The organism is Klebsiella sp. SYXHC3, from assembly GCF_057196925.1.
In genome coordinates this window covers 422724-440407 of the sequence record NZ_JBXUNG010000004.1, presented here as the reverse complement: position 1 = coordinate 440407, position 17684 = coordinate 422724, and the positions used below count along the sequence as shown (strand labels likewise).

The following is a 17684-nucleotide window of genomic DNA, read 5'->3' as shown; positions in this document are numbered from 1 at the left end:
ATCTCTCCCTCACGTTAGGTCTTATGTCTCTTCTGACGCATCATCTGCGTTCTGTCGATGAACTGATGGGTAATGGGGTCGTGGTAACGCGATGGCCAGATAACCCACGGATCGGTTCCCAGCGCGTTCGCAATAATCAATTCGCCTTTAGGCCACGGACGGGTTAGCGCGTTGGCAAGCGTAGAAGAGCTTAATCCGTGACGTCGTGACTCAGCTGCGAGGGACGTCCCCTTTTTGCGAAGGCCGGCAATAATATCCGCTGAATGCCAGTCGATGAACTTATCCATAAATTCTCCCGGTGATAACTGTCTGCGCGTCAATACGGACGGCCGAAATACTATACCCTGGTTCTTATATGGTTTTAACAAGTTCCATTATCGTTCTTGTATATTCAGAATATATTAAGGTTTCTGGCATTATTTGAAGAATATTGGATTTTATTGGAACCCTCCCGCGCGGTGAGCACGGGAGAGAGGAGGGGATTAGTGGTCGCGCTGAACGGCGATATGCGCAAGGCCGATGAGGGCATCGCGCCATGGCGTATCCGGCAGAACCTGCAGTGCGGCGATAGCTTTATCGGCTTCTTCTTCCGCACGTTTCTGCGTCCACTCCAGCGAACCGCAGGCCGCCATGGTTTCAAGTACCGCGTCAAGCAGATGGCGCCCGTTACCCTGCTCGATAGCACCGCGAATCATCGCCGCCTGATCCGCGGTACCGTGATGCATAGCGTGTAGCAGAGGCAGCGTTGGTTTGCCTTCGTTCAGGTCATCACCGACGTTTTTGCCAAGGCGTTCGCCATCGGAACTGTAATCCAGCAGATCGTCAATCAGCTGAAACGCGGTGCCGAGGTAACGGCCATAATCCTGCAGCGCCTGTTCTTCTTCCGCGCTGCAACCAGCCAGGATACCGGAACACTGCGAAGCGGCTTCAAACAGACGGGCGGTCTTACTGTAGATGACCCGCATATAGTTCTCTTCCGTGATATCCGGGTCGTTGACGTTCATCAACTGCAGGACTTCGCCTTCGGCAATGACGTTTACGGCTTCCGACATCACCTCCAGCACCTTCAGCGAACCGAGACGAGTCATCATCTGGAAGGCGCGGGTGTAGATAAAGTCGCCCACCAGTACGCTGGCGGCGTTACCGAACGCGGCGTTGGCCGTCGCTTTGCCGCGGCGCATATCGGACTCGTCGACGACGTCGTCATGCAGTAGGGTCGCGGTATGAATAAATTCGATCAGTGCGGCGATGTTGACGTGCGCATTCCCCTGATAGCCGACCGCGCGAGCTGCAAGCACGGCGATCATCGGACGAATACGTTTTCCGCCTCCGCTGACGATGTAGTAGCCTAACTGATTGATAAGCTGAACATCTGAGTTGAGCTGCTCAAGGATTGCCGCATTGACACCCGCCATATCCTGCGCGGTTAACTCATTGATTTTTTCTAAATTCATCGCAAAAGCCGGGCCAAATGTCCTGTTACCGCGAATCCAGGTGGGATCACAGAAGGATTAAGATAGAATTAAAAGAAGATATGATTGTACTGAAAAATCAGCGCAGATAAACGTTAGCGTGAAAGTTGTGTTTTTTTTCTGCGTTGATCGATGATCGCTCTTGTCAAAGGGTCGCGTTTTGCGTAATATTCGCGCCCTATTGTGAATATTTATAGCGCACTCTGAATCACACGAAGAGGTGCGCGGAAGCGGAGTTTTATATGTACGCGGTTTTCCAAAGTGGTGGTAAACAACACCGAGTAAGCGAAGGTCAGACCGTTCGCCTGGAAAAGCTGGACATCGCAACTGGCGAAGCTGTTGAGTTCGCTGAAGTTCTGATGATCGCAAACGGTGAAGAAATCAAGATCGGCGTTCCTTTCGTTGAGGGCGGCGTAATCAAAGCTGAAGTTGTTGCTCACGGTCGTGGCGAGAAAGTTAAAATCGTTAAGTTTCGTCGTCGTAAACACTATCGTAAGCAAGCAGGCCACCGTCAGTGGTTCACTGATGTGAAAATCACTGGCATCAGCGCCTAAGACTTGAGGGAGTAGATTTAAATGGCACATAAAAAGGCTGGCGGCTCGACTCGTAACGGTCGCGATTCAGAAGCTAAACGTCTGGGCGTAAAACGTTTCGGCGGTGAAGCAGTTCTGGCAGGTAGCATCATCGTTCGTCAACGTGGTACTAAATTCCACGCTGGCACCAACGTTGGTTGCGGCCGTGACCACACTCTGTTCGCTTTGACTGACGGTAAAGTCAAGTTCGAAGTTAAAGGCCCGAAAAACCGTAAATTCATCAGCATCGTTGCTGAATAAGTTTTTCGCGTCCTGGTGACGGATGAAAGCCCCGCAACACGTTGCGGGGCTTTTTACATTAGAATCCCGGAAAAATTTCTGCAGGGAAAACGGGCATCATGAAGCAGCAGGCCGGCATTGGCATTCTTTTGGCGCTAACCACCGCGATGTGTTGGGGAGCACTGCCAATTGCAATGAAGCAGGTTCTTGAAGTGATGGAGCCGCCAACGGTGGTCTTTTATCGCTTTTTGATGGCCAGTATTGGTCTTGGCGCGATCCTTGCCATCAAAGGCAAATTGCCGCCGCTGCGAATTTTTCGCAAGCCGCGCTGGTTGGTTTTATTAGCGATTGCTACCGGCGGTCTGTTCGGTAACTTCATTCTGTTCAGCTCTTCCCTGCAATATCTCAGTCCAACGGCCTCCCAGGTCATCGGCCAGCTATCGCCGGTCGGCATGATGGTGGCAAGCGTTGTGATTCTGAAAGAGCGCATGCGCGGTACCCAGGTTGTGGGGGCGCTGATGTTGCTCAGCGGGCTAGTGATGTTTTTCAACACCAGCCTGATTGAAATCTTTACCCGTCTCACGGACTACACGTGGGGGGTAATTTTTGGTGTCGCAGCGGCAACGGTGTGGGTAAGCTACGGGGTCGCGCAAAAGGTGTTATTGCGGCGCCTGGCATCACAGCAGATACTATTTTTGCTGTACACTTTATGTACTATCGCATTACTGCCACTCGCTAAACCGGGGGTAATATCCCAACTGAGCGACTGGCAACTGGCTTGCCTGATTTTTTGCGGGCTGAATACCCTGGTCGGCTACGGGGCGCTGGCGGAAGCCATGGCGCGCTGGCAGGCGGCGCAGGTCAGCGCGTTAATTACCTTAACGCCACTGTTTACGCTACTGTTTTCTGATTTATTATCAATGGCCTGGCCCGATGTTTTCGCCAGACCGATGTTAAACCTGATTGGTTATCTCGGTGCGTTTGTCGTGGTTGCGGGCGCGATGTATTCCGCCATTGGCCATCGTCTTTGGGGACGCTGGCGCAAGCGAGAAGCGGTTGTACCGCTGCCCCGCTCAGGCGAATGATTTACGGAGAGTAAAATGAAGTTTGTAGATGAAGCAACGATCCTGGTCGTAGCAGGTGACGGCGGCAATGGTTGCGTTAGCTTCCGCCGCGAAAAATATATTCCGCGAGGCGGCCCGGACGGCGGCGATGGCGGTGACGGCGGCGACGTTTGGCTGGAAGCTGACGAGAACCTCAACACCCTGATCGACTATCGATTCGAAAAATCTTTCCGCGCAGAACGCGGACAGAACGGTCAGAGCCGCGACTGCACCGGTAAACGCGGTAAAGATGTCACGGTGAAAGTGCCTGTAGGGACCCGCGTCATCGACCAGGGAACCGGCGAGACCATGGGCGATATGACCAAGCACGGTCAGCGTTTAATGGTCGCGAAAGGCGGCTGGCACGGTCTTGGCAACACGCGCTTCAAATCATCCGTTAACCGTACCCCGCGTCAGAAAACTATGGGTACGCCGGGCGATAAGCGCGATCTGCAGCTCGAACTGATGCTGCTGGCCGACGTGGGGATGCTGGGGATGCCGAATGCCGGTAAATCCACCTTCATTCGCGCGGTCTCCGCGGCGAAGCCGAAAGTGGCCGACTATCCATTTACCACCCTGGTGCCGAGCCTGGGCGTGGTGCGTATGGATAACGAGAAGAGCTTTGTGGTCGCCGATATTCCGGGGCTGATTGAAGGCGCGGCGGAAGGCGCTGGCCTTGGTATTCGCTTCCTTAAGCACCTCGAGCGCTGCCGCGTGCTGCTGCACCTCATCGACATCGAGCCTATCGACGGTTCCGATCCGGTTGAGAATGCGCGCATTATCATCGGCGAACTGGAGAAATACAGCGAGAAGCTGGCCTCTAAACCGCGCTGGTTGGTCTTCAACAAGATTGACCTGATGGACAAAGCGGAGGCTGAAGCCAAAGCGAAGGCCATCGCCGAAGCGCTGGGTTGGGAAGACAAGTTCTACCTGATCTCCGCGGCCAGCCAGCAGGGCGTTAAAGAGCTGTGCTGGGACGTGATGACCTTTATCATCGAAAACCCAATCGTGCAGGCGGAAGAAGAGCAGAAGCCGGAGAAAGTCGAGTTCATGTGGGACGACTATCACCGTCAGCAGCTTGAAGAAGCCGAACTGGAAGAAGATGACGAAGACTGGGATGACGACTGGGACGAAGACGACGAAGAAGGCGTCGAATTCATCTACAAACGTTAATCCTGAGTAAAAAGGGCCGCATCATCCAATGCGGCCCTTTTGTTTTAGTTGTTCTGGTACAAATCTTTATACAGTCGACTTTCGAAGCGCACCAATGGTATGCGGCGGTTGCGCTGGTCGCCCGGCGGCACCGCATAGCCGGAGAGGTACTGTACGAAGGCCATCTTTTGGCCGCTGGCGGTGGTAATGAAACCTGCCAGGTTATATACCCCCTGCAGCGAACCGGTCTTCGCCGAAACCTTACCGTCAACGCCCGCCTGATGAAGACCGGCACGATACTGCAGCGAACCATCGTGCCCGGCAAGCGGCAACATCGAGATAAAGTTGAGTTCATTGTCGTGCTGAGCGATGTACTGCAATACCTGCATCATCGTTGCCGGCGCGATCAGGTTGTGCCGGGACAGGCCTGAGCCATCGGCGATAATCGTGTTACCGAGGTCAATACCCGCCTGCTGGCGCAGGATTTGCCGTACCGCGTCGGAGCCGGCGCGCCAGGTTCCCGGTACGCCCATTCGCGCGTGGCCGATAGTACGGAACACCGTATCAGCAATCATGTTGTCGGATTTCTTCAACATGATGCGCAGAAGATCGTGCAACGGCGCCGATTGAGTCGTCGCCAGCACGGTACCCGGATCGTTGGCCAGCGTCTGGCGCAGAAGAGTACCGCTGTAGGTGATCCCCGCATCGGCGAGCTCGGCTTTCAGGATCGCGCCTGCATAGCCTGCGCCATCCTGAATGGCGAACGCCAGCGGCAGCGGCTCGCTGCGCTGCGGCAGGCAGCCGGTGAGGGTATAGCGGTTGAGATCGCCCGGCACAACGTCCAGCTCGCAGTACTGCGCTTCTGCGGAGCCGCGCGCCAGCGTCCGCACCTGGCTGAACATGGTGACCGGATAGTAAGACGCCACGCGGATGAAGGCCAAATCGCCCGCTTTCTGTGCGCTATAGAGCGAGACGGAGAAACAGTTGCGATCAACGATCGCCGCCGCTGGCGGGGCGCTGAAGCACTGCGTCATATCGTTCCACGGCCAGCCGGGAGCCTTATCGTGGCTGGCGAAAACCGAGGTATCGATAAGCACATTGCCTTCAATACGCTGCACGCCGGCTTTTTTCAGCGACGCCACCATGTTGCGGATATCCTGACGCTTTAGCGTCGGATCGCCGCCGAAGCGGGCAATCAGGTCGCCTTTCAGCACACCGCCGTCAAGGGAGCCTTTGGTTTCCAGCGTCGTGGTGAAGCGGAAATCCGGCCCCAACTGCAGCAACGCGGCCAGCGCGGTGATCACCTTCTGGGTACTGGCAGGCAGCGCCATCTGCTGGCTGTGAAAGTCTATCTCCGGCGTCGGGGAGCCAACCTTCTGCGCCATAAAGGCAAGGTTCGCGCCGGCAGGAAGCTGGCTGATGTACTCGTCAATATTCGCGGCCTGAGCGCTAAGCGCTATACCGGCAGTCAATCCGATGATAAATCTGGGAAATCGCATAATCTCGCGCTAACAACCTGAAACCAAGCCGTCATACTACGGTGCATCACCCTGTAAAGTAAACGATGACCCATAGTGAACTTCAGGGTAAAATGCGTATCAAATTGAAAATTGCTGCTGACCTGGGGAGTGTTTCCCGGGTCGGTTTTCTTTTTGCTTCGGCCATGGCTAAGACGTGACCGATGGCGGAACGACTCCGTCCGTTCCATGAAGGAATGATAAAGAGGTATAACAAATGCAAGCTATTCCGATGACCTTACGTGGCGCAGAAAAACTGCGCGAAGAACTGGATTTCCTGAAGTCCGTACGTCGTCCAGAAATTATTGCTGCTATCGCTGAAGCGCGTGAGCACGGCGATCTGAAAGAGAACGCGGAATACCACGCGGCCCGCGAACAGCAGGGCTTCTGCGAAGGTCGTATCAAGGATATCGAAGCAAAACTGTCGAACGCGCAGGTTATCGATATCACTAAGATGCCGAATAATGGCCGCGTGATTTTTGGCGCCACGGTCAGCGTGCTGAACCTGGATAACGACGAAGAGCAGACTTACCGCATCGTGGGCGATGATGAAGCTGATTTTAAACAGAATCTCATCTCTGTGAATTCACCGATCGCCCGCGGCCTGATCGGCAAAGAGCAGGATGACGTCGTCACTATCCGTACCCCGGGTGGTGAAGTGGAATACGAAATTATCAAGGTTGAATACCTGTAAGGCGTATTTCCCGCTACGATGTTTATAGATTGTAAAGAAAGGAAAAAGGCCGCATAGCGGCCTTTTATCAACGTCAGGAGCATGGCATTTTGCTCGCCTGGCCACAGAAATCCCTCGTTTTCCACAATGTTGTGTCGGGATTCAGGATATTCTTAGCGTGGCAGCGAGATTTTACGCTCTGGCGTTGGGCGGTACAGAACCAGCGTTTTACCGATGACCTGTACGTTACAGGCACCGGTTTCACGCACGATGGCTTCCACGATCAAGGCTTTAGTTTCGCGATCTTCTGAGGCGATCTTCACCTTGATGAGCTCATGGTGCCCTAACGCTTGTTCGATCTCGGCCAGTACCCCTTCGGTCAAACCATTATTGCCAAGCATAACTACCGGCTTGAGCGGATGTGCCAGACCTTTCAGGTGCTGTTTTTGTTTAGTACTCAGATTCATCGTATTTTTTTGCTTACGTTGGGATTGAAAACGGGTCATTCTACCGCCATCTCCCATATATCGCCAAACTACCGCGTCGATTTTTACGCAGTAAAGTACGATGAACCCGAATGGGAATGTTAAATGACAGGTAAAAAGCGTTCTGCCAGCTCAAGCCGCTGGCTTCAGGAACACTTTAGCGATAAATATGTTCAACAGGCACAGAAAAAGGGGTTACGTTCCCGTGCCTGGTTTAAACTTGATGAAATACAGCAAAGTGACAAGATTTTTAAGCCGGGAATGACGATAGTCGATCTCGGCGCTGCTCCCGGTGGCTGGTCGCAGTACGCGGTTACGCAGATCGGAAACAGCGGCCGCATCATCGCTTGCGATCTTTTACCAATGGATCCAATCGTCGGTGTGGACTTCCTTCAGGGCGATTTTCGTGATGAATTAGTCCTGAAAGCGTTACTTGAGCGAGTAGGCGACAGTAAAGTACAAGTTGTCATGTCCGATATGGCGCCGAATATGTGCGGAACACCGGCGGTGGATATTCCCCGGGCCATGTATCTGGTAGAACTGGCGCTTGAAATGTCTCGTGATGTATTAGCGCCAGGTGGTAGTTTTGTAGTGAAGGTGTTCCAGGGCGAAGGCTTCGATGAGTATCTTAGAGAAATTCGCTCCCTGTTTACGAAGGTCAAAGTTCGTAAGCCGGACTCTTCCCGCGCTCGTTCGCGTGAAGTGTATATTGTAGCGACCGGGCGTAAACCATAACCGGTAGATTTCAAACGAAAGTTTGAAAGACGCTGGATATAGAGTATCCTGACGCTGTTTTTAACACAGTTGTAATAAGAGGTTAATCCCTTGAGTGACATGGCGAAAAACCTAATACTCTGGCTGGTCATTGCCGTTGTGCTGATGTCAGTATTCCAGAGCTTTGGGCCCAGCGAGTCGAATGGCCGCAAGGTGGATTATTCTACCTTCCTGCAAGAGGTCAATCAGGACCAGGTTCGCGAAGCGCGTATCAACGGACGTGAGATCAACGTTACCAAGAAAGATAGTAACCGTTACACGACTTACATTCCGGTTAACGATCCGAAGCTGCTCGACAACCTGTTGACTAAAAACGTCAAAGTGGTTGGCGAACCGCCGGAAGAACCGAGCCTGCTGGCTTCCATCTTCATTTCCTGGTTCCCGATGCTGCTACTGATCGGCGTCTGGATATTCTTTATGCGTCAGATGCAGGGCGGCGGCGGAAAGGGCGCGATGTCCTTCGGCAAGAGCAAGGCCCGAATGCTGACCGAAGACCAGATCAAAACCACCTTTGCTGACGTTGCCGGTTGCGACGAAGCGAAAGAGGAAGTGGGCGAGCTGGTTGAATATCTGCGCGAACCGAGCCGTTTCCAGAAGCTGGGCGGTAAAATCCCGAAAGGCGTCCTGATGGTCGGCCCTCCGGGTACCGGTAAAACGCTGCTGGCGAAAGCTATCGCCGGCGAAGCAAAAGTGCCGTTCTTTACTATTTCCGGTTCTGACTTCGTAGAAATGTTCGTCGGTGTCGGCGCGTCTCGTGTACGCGACATGTTCGAACAAGCTAAGAAAGCAGCGCCTTGCATCATCTTTATCGATGAAATCGACGCCGTCGGTCGCCAGCGTGGCGCCGGTCTTGGCGGCGGTCACGATGAGCGTGAGCAGACCCTGAACCAGATGCTGGTTGAGATGGATGGTTTCGAAGGTAACGAAGGTATCATCGTTATCGCCGCGACTAACCGTCCGGACGTTCTGGACCCGGCATTGCTGCGTCCAGGCCGCTTCGACCGTCAGGTTGTCGTTGGTCTGCCGGATGTTCGTGGTCGTGAGCAGATCCTGAAAGTTCATATGCGTCGCGTACCGCTGGCGCCGGATATCGATGCGGCAATCATTGCCCGTGGTACTCCTGGCTTCTCCGGTGCTGACCTCGCGAACCTGGTGAACGAAGCTGCCCTGTTTGCTGCCCGTGGTAACAAACGCGTCGTTTCGATGGTTGAGTTCGAAAAAGCGAAAGACAAAATCATGATGGGTGCGGAACGTCGCTCCATGGTGATGACGGAAGCGCAGAAAGAATCGACCGCGTACCACGAAGCGGGCCACGCGATTATCGGTCGTCTGGTTCCGGAACACGATCCGGTACACAAAGTGACGATTATCCCGCGCGGCCGTGCGCTGGGTGTGACCTTCTTCCTGCCGGAAGGCGATGCTATCAGCGCCAGCCGTCAGAAACTGGAAAGTCAGATCTCCACTCTGTACGGCGGTCGTCTGGCGGAAGAGATTATCTACGGTGCTGAACATGTTTCTACCGGCGCGTCCAACGATATTAAAGTTGCGACTAACCTGGCGCGTAACATGGTCACCCAGTGGGGCTTCTCCGACAAACTCGGCCCGCTGCTGTATGCCGAAGAAGAGGGCGAAGTGTTCCTCGGCCGTAGCGTCGCGAAAGCGAAGCATATGTCTGATGAAACTGCGCGTATTATCGACCAGGAAGTGAAATCACTGATTGAGCGTAACTACGGTCGTGCTCGCCAACTGCTGAACGACAACATGGATATTCTGCACGCGATGAAAGATGCGCTCATGAAATATGAGACCATCGATGCGCCGCAGATTGACGACCTGATGGCTCGTCGCGATGTTCGTCCGCCGGCGGGTTGGGAAGAACCAGGTTCTTCTAACAACTCAGGCAACAATGGCACCCCGACGGCGCCGCGTCCGGTTGATGAGCCGCGTACGCCTAACCCGGGCAATACCATGTCGGAACAGCTGGGCGACAAATAAGTCTCCACGCTTTGCTAAAGCGCTCTGACTAATAAGGGCCGCAGCCTAATCCGCTGCGGCCCTTTTGTTTTTATGCGTCCGTTTGCAGCGGTTGGCTATGAGATCCTCTTTCGGAACATAGCTATGACGATGGCGTGCTATCGTCCATCGCGTAAAATGTTTTCGGGATGGTGGCGGCTTCAACACGCGCGGATGCGCCGTCTGTCTGATAATATTCATTTTTTGAATATTTAAACGCCGGGGCTTCATTATCCTGTTGAGGAATTGAATGATGTCACCGCCAGAATCTCTAAGATGGTGCGGGCCGAGCCCTGTCCGTACTACAACTGTACAAAACCATAGCGGAAAGAAAACATGCAATTACACGCCCAGGGGTCAACGCTCGATCTCTCCCATCCGCATGTGATGGGGATCCTTAACGTCACGCCAGATTCCTTCTCCGATGGCGGCAGTCATAATTCGTTGATAGAGGCGGTTAAGCACGCCAATCTGATGATTAACGCCGGGGCGACTATTATTGATATCGGTGGTGAATCAACCCGTCCTGGGGCGGCGGATGTCAGCGTCGAGGAAGAGCTGGCGCGGGTGATCCCGGTGGTAGAAGCGATTGCACAGCGTTTTGAAGTTTGGATCTCGGTTGATACCTCGAAAGCCGAGGTAATCCGCGAATCCGCGCGCGCTGGCGCGCATATCATTAACGATATTCGCTCATTAACCGAGCCCGGCGCCCTGCAGGCCGCCGCGCAAACCGGGCTACCGGTGTGCCTGATGCATATGCAGGGGCAGCCGAAAACGATGCAGGAAGCGCCGAAGTACGACGATGTTTTTGCCGAGGTTGACCGTTTTTTTGCTGAACACATTGTGCGCTGCGAACAGGCGGGGATCGCAAAAGAAAAATTGTTGCTCGACCCGGGATTCGGATTCGGTAAAAATCTTTCCCATAACTATGAACTGCTTGCCCGACTTGGGGAGTTCCATCATTTTGGCCTCCCGCTGCTGGTGGGGATGTCGCGTAAGTCGATGGTGGGTCAGCTGTTGAACGTGGGGCCGTCGGAACGGCTGAGCGGCAGCTTGTCCTGCGCAGTCATTGCTGCAATGCAGGGCGCGCAGATAATTCGCGTCCATGATGTCAAAGAAACGGTAGAAGCGCTGCGCGTGGTGGAAGCCACCCTGGCCGCTAAGGAAAATAAACGTTATGAGTAACCGCAAATATTTTGGCACCGATGGTATTCGTGGCCGCGTTGGCGACGCACCTATTACGCCTGAGTTCGTGCTGAAACTGGGTTGGGCTGCAGGCAAAGTGCTGGCGCGCCATGGCTCACGTAAAATTATTATCGGTAAAGACACGCGAATTTCTGGCTATATGCTGGAATCCGCGCTGGAAGCTGGCCTGGCGGCTGCGGGCTTGTCCGCCTCGTTTACCGGCCCTATGCCGACGCCGGCAATCGCCTATCTGACCCGCGCCTTCCGCGCTGAAGCGGGAATCGTCATCTCTGCCTCTCATAACCCTTTCTATGACAACGGTATTAAATTCTTCTCTATCGAAGGCACTAAGCTTCCGGATGACGTCGAAGAAGCGATTGAAGCAGAGATGGAAAAAGAGCTGACCTGCGTTGATTCCGCTGAGCTTGGGAAAGCCAGCCGTATCGTCGACGCCGCCGGCCGTTATATTGAGTTTTGCAAAGGCACCTTCCCGAATGAGCTGAGCCTCGGCTCGCTGAAGGTGGTGGTGGATTGCGCCCACGGCGCGACTTACCACATTGCGCCAAATGTATTCCGCGAATTGGGCGCGCAGGTTATCGCGATGGGCTGTGAACCTGATGGGCTGAACATTAACGAAGAGGTCGGCGCAACCGACGTACGCGCGCTGCAGGCTCGCGTGCTGGCGGAAAAAGCCGATCTGGGTATTGCCTATGACGGTGATGGCGATCGCGTCATTATGGTTGACCATGAAGGCAACAAAGTCGATGGCGATCAGATCCTCTATATTATCGCCCGTGAAGGCCTGCGCCAGGGCCAGCTGCGCGGCGGCGCAGTCGGCACGCTGATGAGCAACATGGGGCTTGAGCTGGCGCTGAAGCAGCTTGGCATTCCGTTTACCCGCGCGAAAGTGGGTGACCGTTACGTGCTGGAAAAACTGCAGGAAAAAGGCTGGCGCATTGGCGCGGAAAACTCCGGCCATGTGATTCTGCTGGACAAAACCACCACCGGCGATGGCATTGTCGCCAGCCTGCAGGTCGTGGCGGCGATGGTGCGCAATCATATGAGCCTGCACGATCTGTGCAGCGGAATGAAAATGTTCCCGCAGATTCTGGTCAACGTGCGCTTTACCGAAGGCAGCGGCAATCCGCTGGAGCATGAAAGCGTGAAAGCAGTGACTGCCGAAGTAGAAGCTGCGCTGGGGAACCGTGGACGCGTGCTGCTGCGTAAATCCGGTACTGAACCGCTGATCCGCGTGATGGTTGAAGGCGAGCATGAAGCGCAGGTGAAGGAATTTGCCCACCGTATCGCCGATGCGGTTAAAAGCGTATAACTATCGCAGCTAAGTGATTAAAAAGGCGGCTCTTGCTGCCTTTTTAAGCATATAAAAACGCTTTTTGCTGTTTTTTTCCGCAGTTGATACAATACGCCAAAATTGCCCTTGCGAAGGTTATTCGCTTTGGTTAGTATTCACACCCGCTTCAGTGGGAAATATTAAAACGTCCCGCTTTATTGGTGAAGCACTTGGTATGCGGCGAATCCGCAAGGAACAGGTTGATTATGTACGAAGCTCTTTTAGTAATTTTCCTTATTGTAGCGATTGCCCTTGTTGGCCTGATCATGCTGCAGCAAGGTAAAGGCGCTGACATGGGAGCCTCCTTCGGAGCAGGCGCTTCCGGCACGTTGTTTGGTTCTAGCGGTTCTGGTAACTTCATGACCCGTATGACCGGCATTCTGGCCGCGCTGTTCTTCATCATCAGTCTGGCGCTGGGTAATATCAACAGCAACAAGACCAATAAAGGAAGCGAGTGGGATAATCTGAGTGCGCCGAAGTCTGAGCAGACTCAGCCAACCGCACCGGCTCAGCCGGCCAGCGATATCCCGCACTAAGTATTCTGTACCGAGGTGGTGGAATTGGTAGACACGCTACCTTGAGGTGGTAGTGCCCTAACGGGCTTGTGGGTTCGAGTCCCATCCTCGGTACCAATATTCCAGAGAAAAGACGCTGAAAAGCGTCTTTTTTTGTTTTTGTTCCCTCTATGCGTTGTTTATTTATAAACAACACTCCGCTGGTTTTGATCCCCGAGAAATCGCTAAAGTCGCCCTCATCAATTTTGACGAGGTTCAGTGACGCCATGCGTACTTTAAAAGTAGTTATCATTGCCGGTGTATTGGGCCTGGCCGGATGCAGCAGTCATTCGTCGCCAGAAACAGTAGACACGTTGAATACCCTGCAGGTGCCGGTTATAAATAATTCCGCGGCCGCGCCGGAATCATCAACGGTCGTTAACTATTTTCAGGATAACAGCCTGCTTATCAGCAAGTTAAGCCAGTCGCTCAAAAGCAACTATTTACAGGATGTAGATAAACGGGATGTCTTTGATAAAGATAGCGAGGCGTATCAGGTTTACGGGGCGTTAACCAAACTTGAACAAATGGCTTCGATGAACGACGTCTACCGTAAAGAGAACAATATTGCGGGCTTGCAGGAAATTAATAAACTGCTGAAAACCATACCATCTCTTGCATAAAAAGAGGGATTGCCGGCAGGCAATCCCGTTTGCCGCGCTTAGAAACGGAAATTGAAACCCGCATAGGCGCCATCCGCCAGAACGTTATCGCGGTGGTCATGTTTCCCCGCCATATCAATGTAGCGATACCCCGCTTCGATGCTCATGGATTTGATGATATTGACGCGTAAGCCGGCATTGGCTTCGAGATATTCATCAACGCCGCTGGACATGGAATCCGGGGAATAATAAGCCTCACCGAACAAGGTAAAGAAATCGCCAAGCGGTAGTTGAGCACCGCCGCCGAGGGCAATCGCATAGCCTTCATCGCCATCGTTCGGATTCAGATATACCGCTTTACCGCCGGCCGTCAGCAGGAACGGACCGAGATCAAAGTTATAGCCCATGCCCAAACCCACCGTATCGCCATCGTTATCGCTATGCGCCCAGTTACCGTTAAAGGTCATTCCGGGAGCCTGCGGGTTAAAGCTGGCTGATAAGTTGGTGAATTCTGAACCGGCCTCACCGTGAAGGCTAACGGAAGCGAAGGTGGCGCTGCTGGCGCTCAGGGCGGCGATAAGCAGGATGGATTTCAATCTGAACATGCTCATTATTCATATTCCTTCGGGTAAAAAAATGCCCGATACGAGCGCTCGGGCAAAATTAACGGGTTTCTGGTTTAATAGTTATGTGCAGAATAGAAGCATTTATCGCCCGCCGTTACCGTTTATATGTTTAATTTTAAACAATGGCCGAGGGCGATAAGTTGCTGGTCAAGCGGGGACTAAAACTTCTCAGGCAGGGTGGTGATACTCTGTAAATAACCACCGCGGGCAAACTCGATATAGCCGCCCTTTTTCAACGCTGATAACACATTCAGAATACTGCTGCGCGACAAGTGTGTGCGGTCCTGAATATATTCCAGCATGGATACCCGCGAGCGGGTCTCTTCAGGAAGCAGTAACATTTCCATTAAATGATTACGAATGACCGAATAAGTCCGCTGTTGTAATACTAAATCGTCGCGATACACCAAATAAGAGGTGTGGTAAGCCAGCAGCCGGGTGACCTCTTCCCACATGTTATGCTCACTGAAGAGTTGCATGGCTTTATCGCTGTCAATCCGCAGGATCTCCGTATCGACTTCCGCACGAAGGCCATGGCTACGGCTGGGCTGCAGCATTTCGGCTACGCCAAACAGGTGCGGCTCATAGACGGTAACCATAAGTAATCTGTCCGATGAGCGAAAAATGGAGAGCTCACCTTTCTTAAACAGATAGAGCTGGATTTTGCCTTTATATTCCCAGCTAAGCCTTTTCCTTGCGACCATATTTATTGGCGTGGCATGCGGTTCCAGCAACGACATCAGACGATTGATCGCGTCTTGCGGCCGAACGGGAGGTTTAATATTCATTGCGATCCTCTCGGTATAAGAGTACAGGTATTCGATAAATTATAGATGGTGATTATTAAAAATAGTGATGTCATAAACTATAACGATAAAGCAGAGTTGTTATTTAGGATTTATTGCGGAAATAAAAAAGCCGGCGGGTTAGCGCCGGCTGGAGAGTTTGGCTTCGCGGTTTATTTATCGCGATTTTCCAGGTTTTCAACCTGTGGCAGACCGGTGGCGGAAGACGCGCTGAGTAGCCCGGATTGGGCATAGCCGAATAGCTTCTCACGGGTATCGGTAATGTCCAGGTTGCGCATGGTCAGCTGGCCGATACGATCTTCAGCGGTAAACATGGAATCGCCTTTTTCCATAGTCAGACGCTCTGCTTTATAGGTCAGGTTGTCTGAAACGGTATTCAGGATTGAGTAGTCGTTGCCGCGACGCAGTTCCAGAGTCACTTCGCCGGTGATCTGACTGGCGACCCAACGCTGCAGCGAATCGCGCAGCATCAGCGCCTGGGAATCGAACCAGCGACCCTGATAGAGCAGGCGACCCAACTGGCGGCCATGAGCATGATATTGCTCAATGGTATCTTCGTTGTGGATACCAGTCAGCAGTCGCTCGTAGGCGATATGCAGCAGTGCCATCCCCGGAGCTTCATAGATGCCACGGCTTTTCGCTTCGATGATGCGGTTTTCAATCTGATCGCTCATGCCCAGACCGTGGCGACCGCCGATGCGGTTAGCTTCCAGCATCAGTTCGACGTCATCGCTGAACGTTTTGCCATTCAGCGCAACCGGATGACCCTGTTCAAAACGCACGGTCACTTCTTCAGCGGCGATTTTTACGCTTTCATCCCAGAACTTCACGCCCATAATCGGGTTGACGATTTTCACGCTGGAATTAAGGAATTCGAGATCTTTTGCTTCGTGCGTCGCGCCCAGCATGTTGGAATCGGTGGAATAGGCTTTCTCGACAGACATTTTGTAGTCGAAGCCGCAGGCTATCATAAACTCGGACATTTCATGACGGCCGCCCAGTTCATCAATGAAATCGCTATCCAGCCACGGCTTGTAGATCTGAAGTTCCGCATTGGTCAGCAGGCCGTAGCGATAAAAACGCTCGATATCGTTGCCTTTATAGGTGCTACCGTCGCCCCAGATGTTGACGCCATCTTCTTTCATTGCGGCAACCAGCATGGTGCCGGTCACGGCTCGGCCCAGCGGCGTGGTGTTGAAATAGGTTAAGCCGCCGGTGGTGTTATGGAATGCGCCGCACTGAATCGCCGCGATGCCTTCCGCCACCAGTTGTTTGCGGCAATCAATCAGACGGGCGCCTTCAGCGCCATACTCTTTCGCACGACGCGGAATGGTCTCGTAGTCGTCTTCGTCAGGCTGGCCCAGGTTCGCGGTATATGCATAAGGAACCGCGCCTTTTTTACGCATCCACAGCAGGGCGGCGCTGGTATCCAGCCCACCGGAGAAAGCAATACCAATACGTTGACCAACCGGGAGATGCTTAAGAATCGTCGTCATAAAATAAAACCCTGCTAGATAGACTGTGGTGAGTTCGACTCAACAACAAATTTGCATTTTTATGCACTAATTGTGAGTTTTCATTTAATCATCTTTTGCTGGCGACAGGAAGAGCCTGATGGTGATTTTGCTAAAAAAGCCTGAAATGCCAGCATAAACGGCAAGCGGGTGGTGTAAAATGGATGTTGACAAAATATATGATTTATCGATACAATTCACCACGATTTTATGTCCCGTCCTCGGTACCAAATCCCAGCAGTATTTGCGTCTTTTGCTCAGAAAGAGTAAAATATGCCACGTTTCAGGCGCGGGGTGGAGCAGCCTGGTAGCTCGTCGGGCTCATAACCCGAAGGTCGTCGGTTCAAATCCGGCCCCCGCAACCACTTTCCCATTAAGTACTTTTTCAAATATACTGTGAGGACTAGGTCCTTCGTAGCCGGATTTGAAAGAATTCTTCTGGAAGGTGTTCCAGATCGCAATTGCGGTCTCAGGGTTCAGTTATCTAAAGCCCCGATTTATCGGGGTTTTTTGTTATCTGACTTCAGAATAACTGGGCTATACGCCCTTTTTTTATGTCTTGGGGGTGGGTTTGTCCACATTAGAGCAAAAATTAACAGAGATGCTCACTGCGCCAGTTGAAGCGCTTGGCTTTGAGCTGGTCGGCATCGAATTTATTCGCGGTCGCACATCCACACTGCGCATCTATATTGATAGTGAAGATGGCATCAATGTTGATGATTGTGCTGATGTGAGCCACCAGGTCAGTGCTGTCATGGATGTCGAAGATCCAATCACCGTCGCTTACAACCTGGAAGTCTCTTCGCCTGGTCTCGACCGTCCGATGTTTACTGCTGAACACTATCAACGTTTCACCGGTGAAGAAGTTTCGCTGGTGCTGCGTATGGCGGTACAGAACCGTCGTAAATGGCAGGGCATTATCAAAGCGGTAGACGGTGAGATGATCACGGTAACCGTCGAAGGCAAAGATGAAGTGTTCGCGCTGAGTAACATCCAGAAGGCGAACCTGGTTCCCCACTTTTAACAGTCTGGATTGAGGTGAAAG

19 protein-coding genes and 2 tRNA genes are annotated in these 17684 nt (G+C 52.8%); 14 read left to right on the top strand and 7 right to left on the bottom strand.

Annotated elements, in window-relative coordinates; translation table 11 throughout:
• Positions 1-14: 14 nt before the first annotated feature.
• Both sfsB and ispB read right to left on the bottom strand, forming a co-directional pair.
• Positions 15-287, bottom strand: a complete 273-nt coding sequence (gene sfsB, locus AC2CGP_RS14005) for a DNA-binding transcriptional regulator SfsB (protein WP_015703605.1) — start codon at positions 285-287, stop codon at positions 15-17.
• Positions 288-482: 195 nt separating this feature from the next.
• Positions 483-1454 carry an octaprenyl diphosphate synthase gene (ispB, locus tag AC2CGP_RS14000; protein ID WP_484502362.1) on the bottom strand — a complete coding sequence of 324 codons (972 nt, stop codon included), beginning with the start codon at positions 1452-1454 and terminating at the stop codon, positions 483-485.
• A 260-nt stretch (positions 1455-1714) separates the two neighbouring features.
• Here ispB and rplU point away from each other — a divergent pair, with 260 nt between their 5' ends.
• The 4 genes from rplU to cgtA all read left to right on the top strand — a co-directional run bounded on the left by rplU (position 1715) and on the right by cgtA (position 4560).
• The gene (gene rplU, locus AC2CGP_RS13995) at positions 1715-2026 is read left to right on the top strand and encodes a 50S ribosomal protein L21 (RefSeq protein ID WP_015703604.1); all 312 of its coding nucleotides are present in this window, start codon (positions 1715-1717) and stop codon (positions 2024-2026) included.
• A gap of 21 nt (positions 2027-2047) precedes the next feature.
• The gene (rpmA, locus tag AC2CGP_RS13990; RefSeq protein WP_002434222.1) at positions 2048-2305 is read left to right on the top strand and encodes a 50S ribosomal protein L27; all 258 of its coding nucleotides are present in this window, start codon (positions 2048-2050) and stop codon (positions 2303-2305) included.
• Positions 2306-2403: 98 nt separating this feature from the next.
• The gene (locus AC2CGP_RS13985) at positions 2404-3369 is read left to right on the top strand and encodes a DMT family transporter (RefSeq protein WP_015369509.1); all 966 of its coding nucleotides are present in this window, start codon (positions 2404-2406) and stop codon (positions 3367-3369) included.
• Between the two features lie 15 nt (positions 3370-3384).
• The gene (cgtA, locus tag AC2CGP_RS13980) at positions 3385-4560 is read left to right on the top strand and encodes an Obg family GTPase CgtA (protein ID WP_015369510.1); all 1176 of its coding nucleotides are present in this window, start codon (positions 3385-3387) and stop codon (positions 4558-4560) included.
• A gap of 44 nt (positions 4561-4604) precedes the next feature.
• Here the strand turns inward: cgtA and dacB are convergent, their stop codons facing one another.
• Positions 4605-6038: a serine-type D-Ala-D-Ala carboxypeptidase gene (gene dacB / locus AC2CGP_RS13975; protein WP_015369511.1), complete on the bottom strand. Its 1434-nt coding sequence runs from the start codon at positions 6036-6038 to the stop codon at positions 4605-4607.
• Between the two features lie 235 nt (positions 6039-6273).
• Here dacB and greA point away from each other — a divergent pair, with 235 nt between their 5' ends.
• Positions 6274-6750: a transcription elongation factor GreA gene (gene greA, locus AC2CGP_RS13970; protein WP_015369513.1), complete on the top strand. Its 477-nt coding sequence runs from the start codon at positions 6274-6276 to the stop codon at positions 6748-6750.
• 152 nt (positions 6751-6902) lie between these two features.
• Here the strand turns inward: greA and yhbY are convergent, their stop codons facing one another.
• Positions 6903-7196 carry a ribosome assembly RNA-binding protein YhbY gene (gene yhbY / locus AC2CGP_RS13965; protein ID WP_002918374.1) on the bottom strand — a complete coding sequence of 98 codons (294 nt, stop codon included), beginning with the start codon at positions 7194-7196 and terminating at the stop codon, positions 6903-6905.
• 123 nt (positions 7197-7319) lie between these two features.
• Between yhbY and rlmE the strand changes: the two genes are divergently transcribed.
• The 7 genes from rlmE (at position 7320) to AC2CGP_RS13930 (ending at position 13714) form a co-directional block, all read left to right on the top strand.
• On the top strand, positions 7320-7949 hold the full coding sequence (gene rlmE, locus AC2CGP_RS13960; RefSeq protein ID WP_008806638.1) for a 23S rRNA (uridine(2552)-2'-O)-methyltransferase RlmE: 630 nt from the start codon (positions 7320-7322) through the stop codon (positions 7947-7949).
• Positions 7950-8048: 99 nt separating this feature from the next.
• Positions 8049-9983 carry an ATP-dependent zinc metalloprotease FtsH gene (gene ftsH, locus AC2CGP_RS13955; RefSeq protein ID WP_015369514.1) on the top strand — a complete coding sequence of 645 codons (1935 nt, stop codon included), beginning with the start codon at positions 8049-8051 and terminating at the stop codon, positions 9981-9983.
• Between the two features lie 354 nt (positions 9984-10337).
• Positions 10338-11186, top strand: a complete 849-nt coding sequence (gene folP, locus AC2CGP_RS13950) for a dihydropteroate synthase (protein ID WP_015703603.1) — start codon at positions 10338-10340, stop codon at positions 11184-11186.
• A complete protein-coding gene (glmM, locus tag AC2CGP_RS13945; RefSeq protein WP_032712585.1) occupies positions 11179-12516 on the top strand; it encodes a phosphoglucosamine mutase in 1338 nt (445 codons plus the stop codon). Before folP ends, glmM begins: the two co-directional genes overlap by 8 nt.
• A 227-nt stretch (positions 12517-12743) precedes the next feature.
• A complete protein-coding gene (gene secG, locus AC2CGP_RS13940) occupies positions 12744-13073 on the top strand; it encodes a preprotein translocase subunit SecG (protein ID WP_015369517.1) in 330 nt (109 codons plus the stop codon).
• A gap of 9 nt (positions 13074-13082) precedes the next feature.
• Positions 13083-13169: transfer RNA gene (locus AC2CGP_RS13935), tRNA-Leu, on the top strand.
• 260 nt (positions 13170-13429) lie between these two features.
• Complete coding sequence (locus tag AC2CGP_RS13930) at positions 13430-13714, top strand: hypothetical protein (RefSeq protein ID WP_370429547.1); 285 nt, start codon at positions 13430-13432, stop codon at positions 13712-13714.
• A 38-nt stretch (positions 13715-13752) separates the two neighbouring features.
• Here the strand turns inward: AC2CGP_RS13930 and AC2CGP_RS13925 are convergent, their stop codons facing one another.
• The 3 genes from AC2CGP_RS13925 to argG form a co-directional block, all read right to left on the bottom strand.
• Entirely contained in the window at positions 13753-14304 is a 552-nt protein-coding gene (locus AC2CGP_RS13925) for a YfaZ family outer membrane protein (protein WP_020077837.1), read from the bottom strand.
• 173 nt (positions 14305-14477) lie between these two features.
• Positions 14478-15107 (bottom strand): winged helix-turn-helix transcriptional regulator, encoded by a 630-nt coding sequence (locus AC2CGP_RS13920; protein ID WP_020077838.1) that lies wholly within the window; start codon positions 15105-15107, stop codon positions 14478-14480.
• A 170-nt stretch (positions 15108-15277) separates the two neighbouring features.
• Positions 15278-16621: an argininosuccinate synthase gene (gene argG / locus AC2CGP_RS13915; RefSeq protein WP_484502361.1), complete on the bottom strand. Its 1344-nt coding sequence runs from the start codon at positions 16619-16621 to the stop codon at positions 15278-15280.
• A 306-nt stretch (positions 16622-16927) separates the two neighbouring features.
• Between argG and AC2CGP_RS13910 the strand changes: the two genes are divergently transcribed.
• Positions 16928-17004: transfer RNA gene (locus AC2CGP_RS13910), tRNA-Met, on the top strand.
• Between the two features lie 206 nt (positions 17005-17210).
• On the top strand, positions 17211-17663 hold the full coding sequence (gene rimP / locus AC2CGP_RS13905; RefSeq protein ID WP_015703598.1) for a ribosome maturation factor RimP: 453 nt from the start codon (positions 17211-17213) through the stop codon (positions 17661-17663).
• Positions 17664-17684: the final 21 nt, after the last annotated feature.

Coding starts and splice junctions, on each gene's coding strand:
- sfsB (WP_015703605.1), bottom strand. CDS start 287: ATGGATAAGTTCATCGACTGGCATTCAGCGGATATTATTGCCGGCCTT.
- ispB (WP_484502362.1), bottom strand. CDS start 1,454: ATGAATTTAGAAAAAATCAATGAGTTAACCGCGCAGGATATGGCGGGT.
- rplU (WP_015703604.1), top strand. CDS start 1,715: ATGTACGCGGTTTTCCAAAGTGGTGGTAAACAACACCGAGTAAGCGAA.
- rpmA (WP_002434222.1), top strand. CDS start 2,048: ATGGCACATAAAAAGGCTGGCGGCTCGACTCGTAACGGTCGCGATTCA.
- AC2CGP_RS13985 (WP_015369509.1), top strand. CDS start 2,404: ATGAAGCAGCAGGCCGGCATTGGCATTCTTTTGGCGCTAACCACCGCG.
- cgtA (WP_015369510.1), top strand. CDS start 3,385: ATGAAGTTTGTAGATGAAGCAACGATCCTGGTCGTAGCAGGTGACGGC.
- dacB (WP_015369511.1), bottom strand. CDS start 6,038: ATGCGATTTCCCAGATTTATCATCGGATTGACTGCCGGTATAGCGCTT.
- greA (WP_015369513.1), top strand. CDS start 6,274: ATGCAAGCTATTCCGATGACCTTACGTGGCGCAGAAAAACTGCGCGAA.
- yhbY (WP_002918374.1), bottom strand. CDS start 7,196: ATGAATCTGAGTACTAAACAAAAACAGCACCTGAAAGGTCTGGCACAT.
- rlmE (WP_008806638.1), top strand. CDS start 7,320: ATGACAGGTAAAAAGCGTTCTGCCAGCTCAAGCCGCTGGCTTCAGGAA.
- ftsH (WP_015369514.1), top strand. CDS start 8,049: ATGGCGAAAAACCTAATACTCTGGCTGGTCATTGCCGTTGTGCTGATG.
- folP (WP_015703603.1), top strand. CDS start 10,338: ATGCAATTACACGCCCAGGGGTCAACGCTCGATCTCTCCCATCCGCAT.
- glmM (WP_032712585.1), top strand. CDS start 11,179: ATGAGTAACCGCAAATATTTTGGCACCGATGGTATTCGTGGCCGCGTT.
- secG (WP_015369517.1), top strand. CDS start 12,744: ATGTACGAAGCTCTTTTAGTAATTTTCCTTATTGTAGCGATTGCCCTT.
- AC2CGP_RS13925 (WP_020077837.1), bottom strand. CDS start 14,304: ATGAGCATGTTCAGATTGAAATCCATCCTGCTTATCGCCGCCCTGAGC.
- AC2CGP_RS13920 (WP_020077838.1), bottom strand. CDS start 15,107: ATGAATATTAAACCTCCCGTTCGGCCGCAAGACGCGATCAATCGTCTG.
- argG (WP_484502361.1), bottom strand. CDS start 16,621: ATGACGACGATTCTTAAGCATCTCCCGGTTGGTCAACGTATTGGTATT.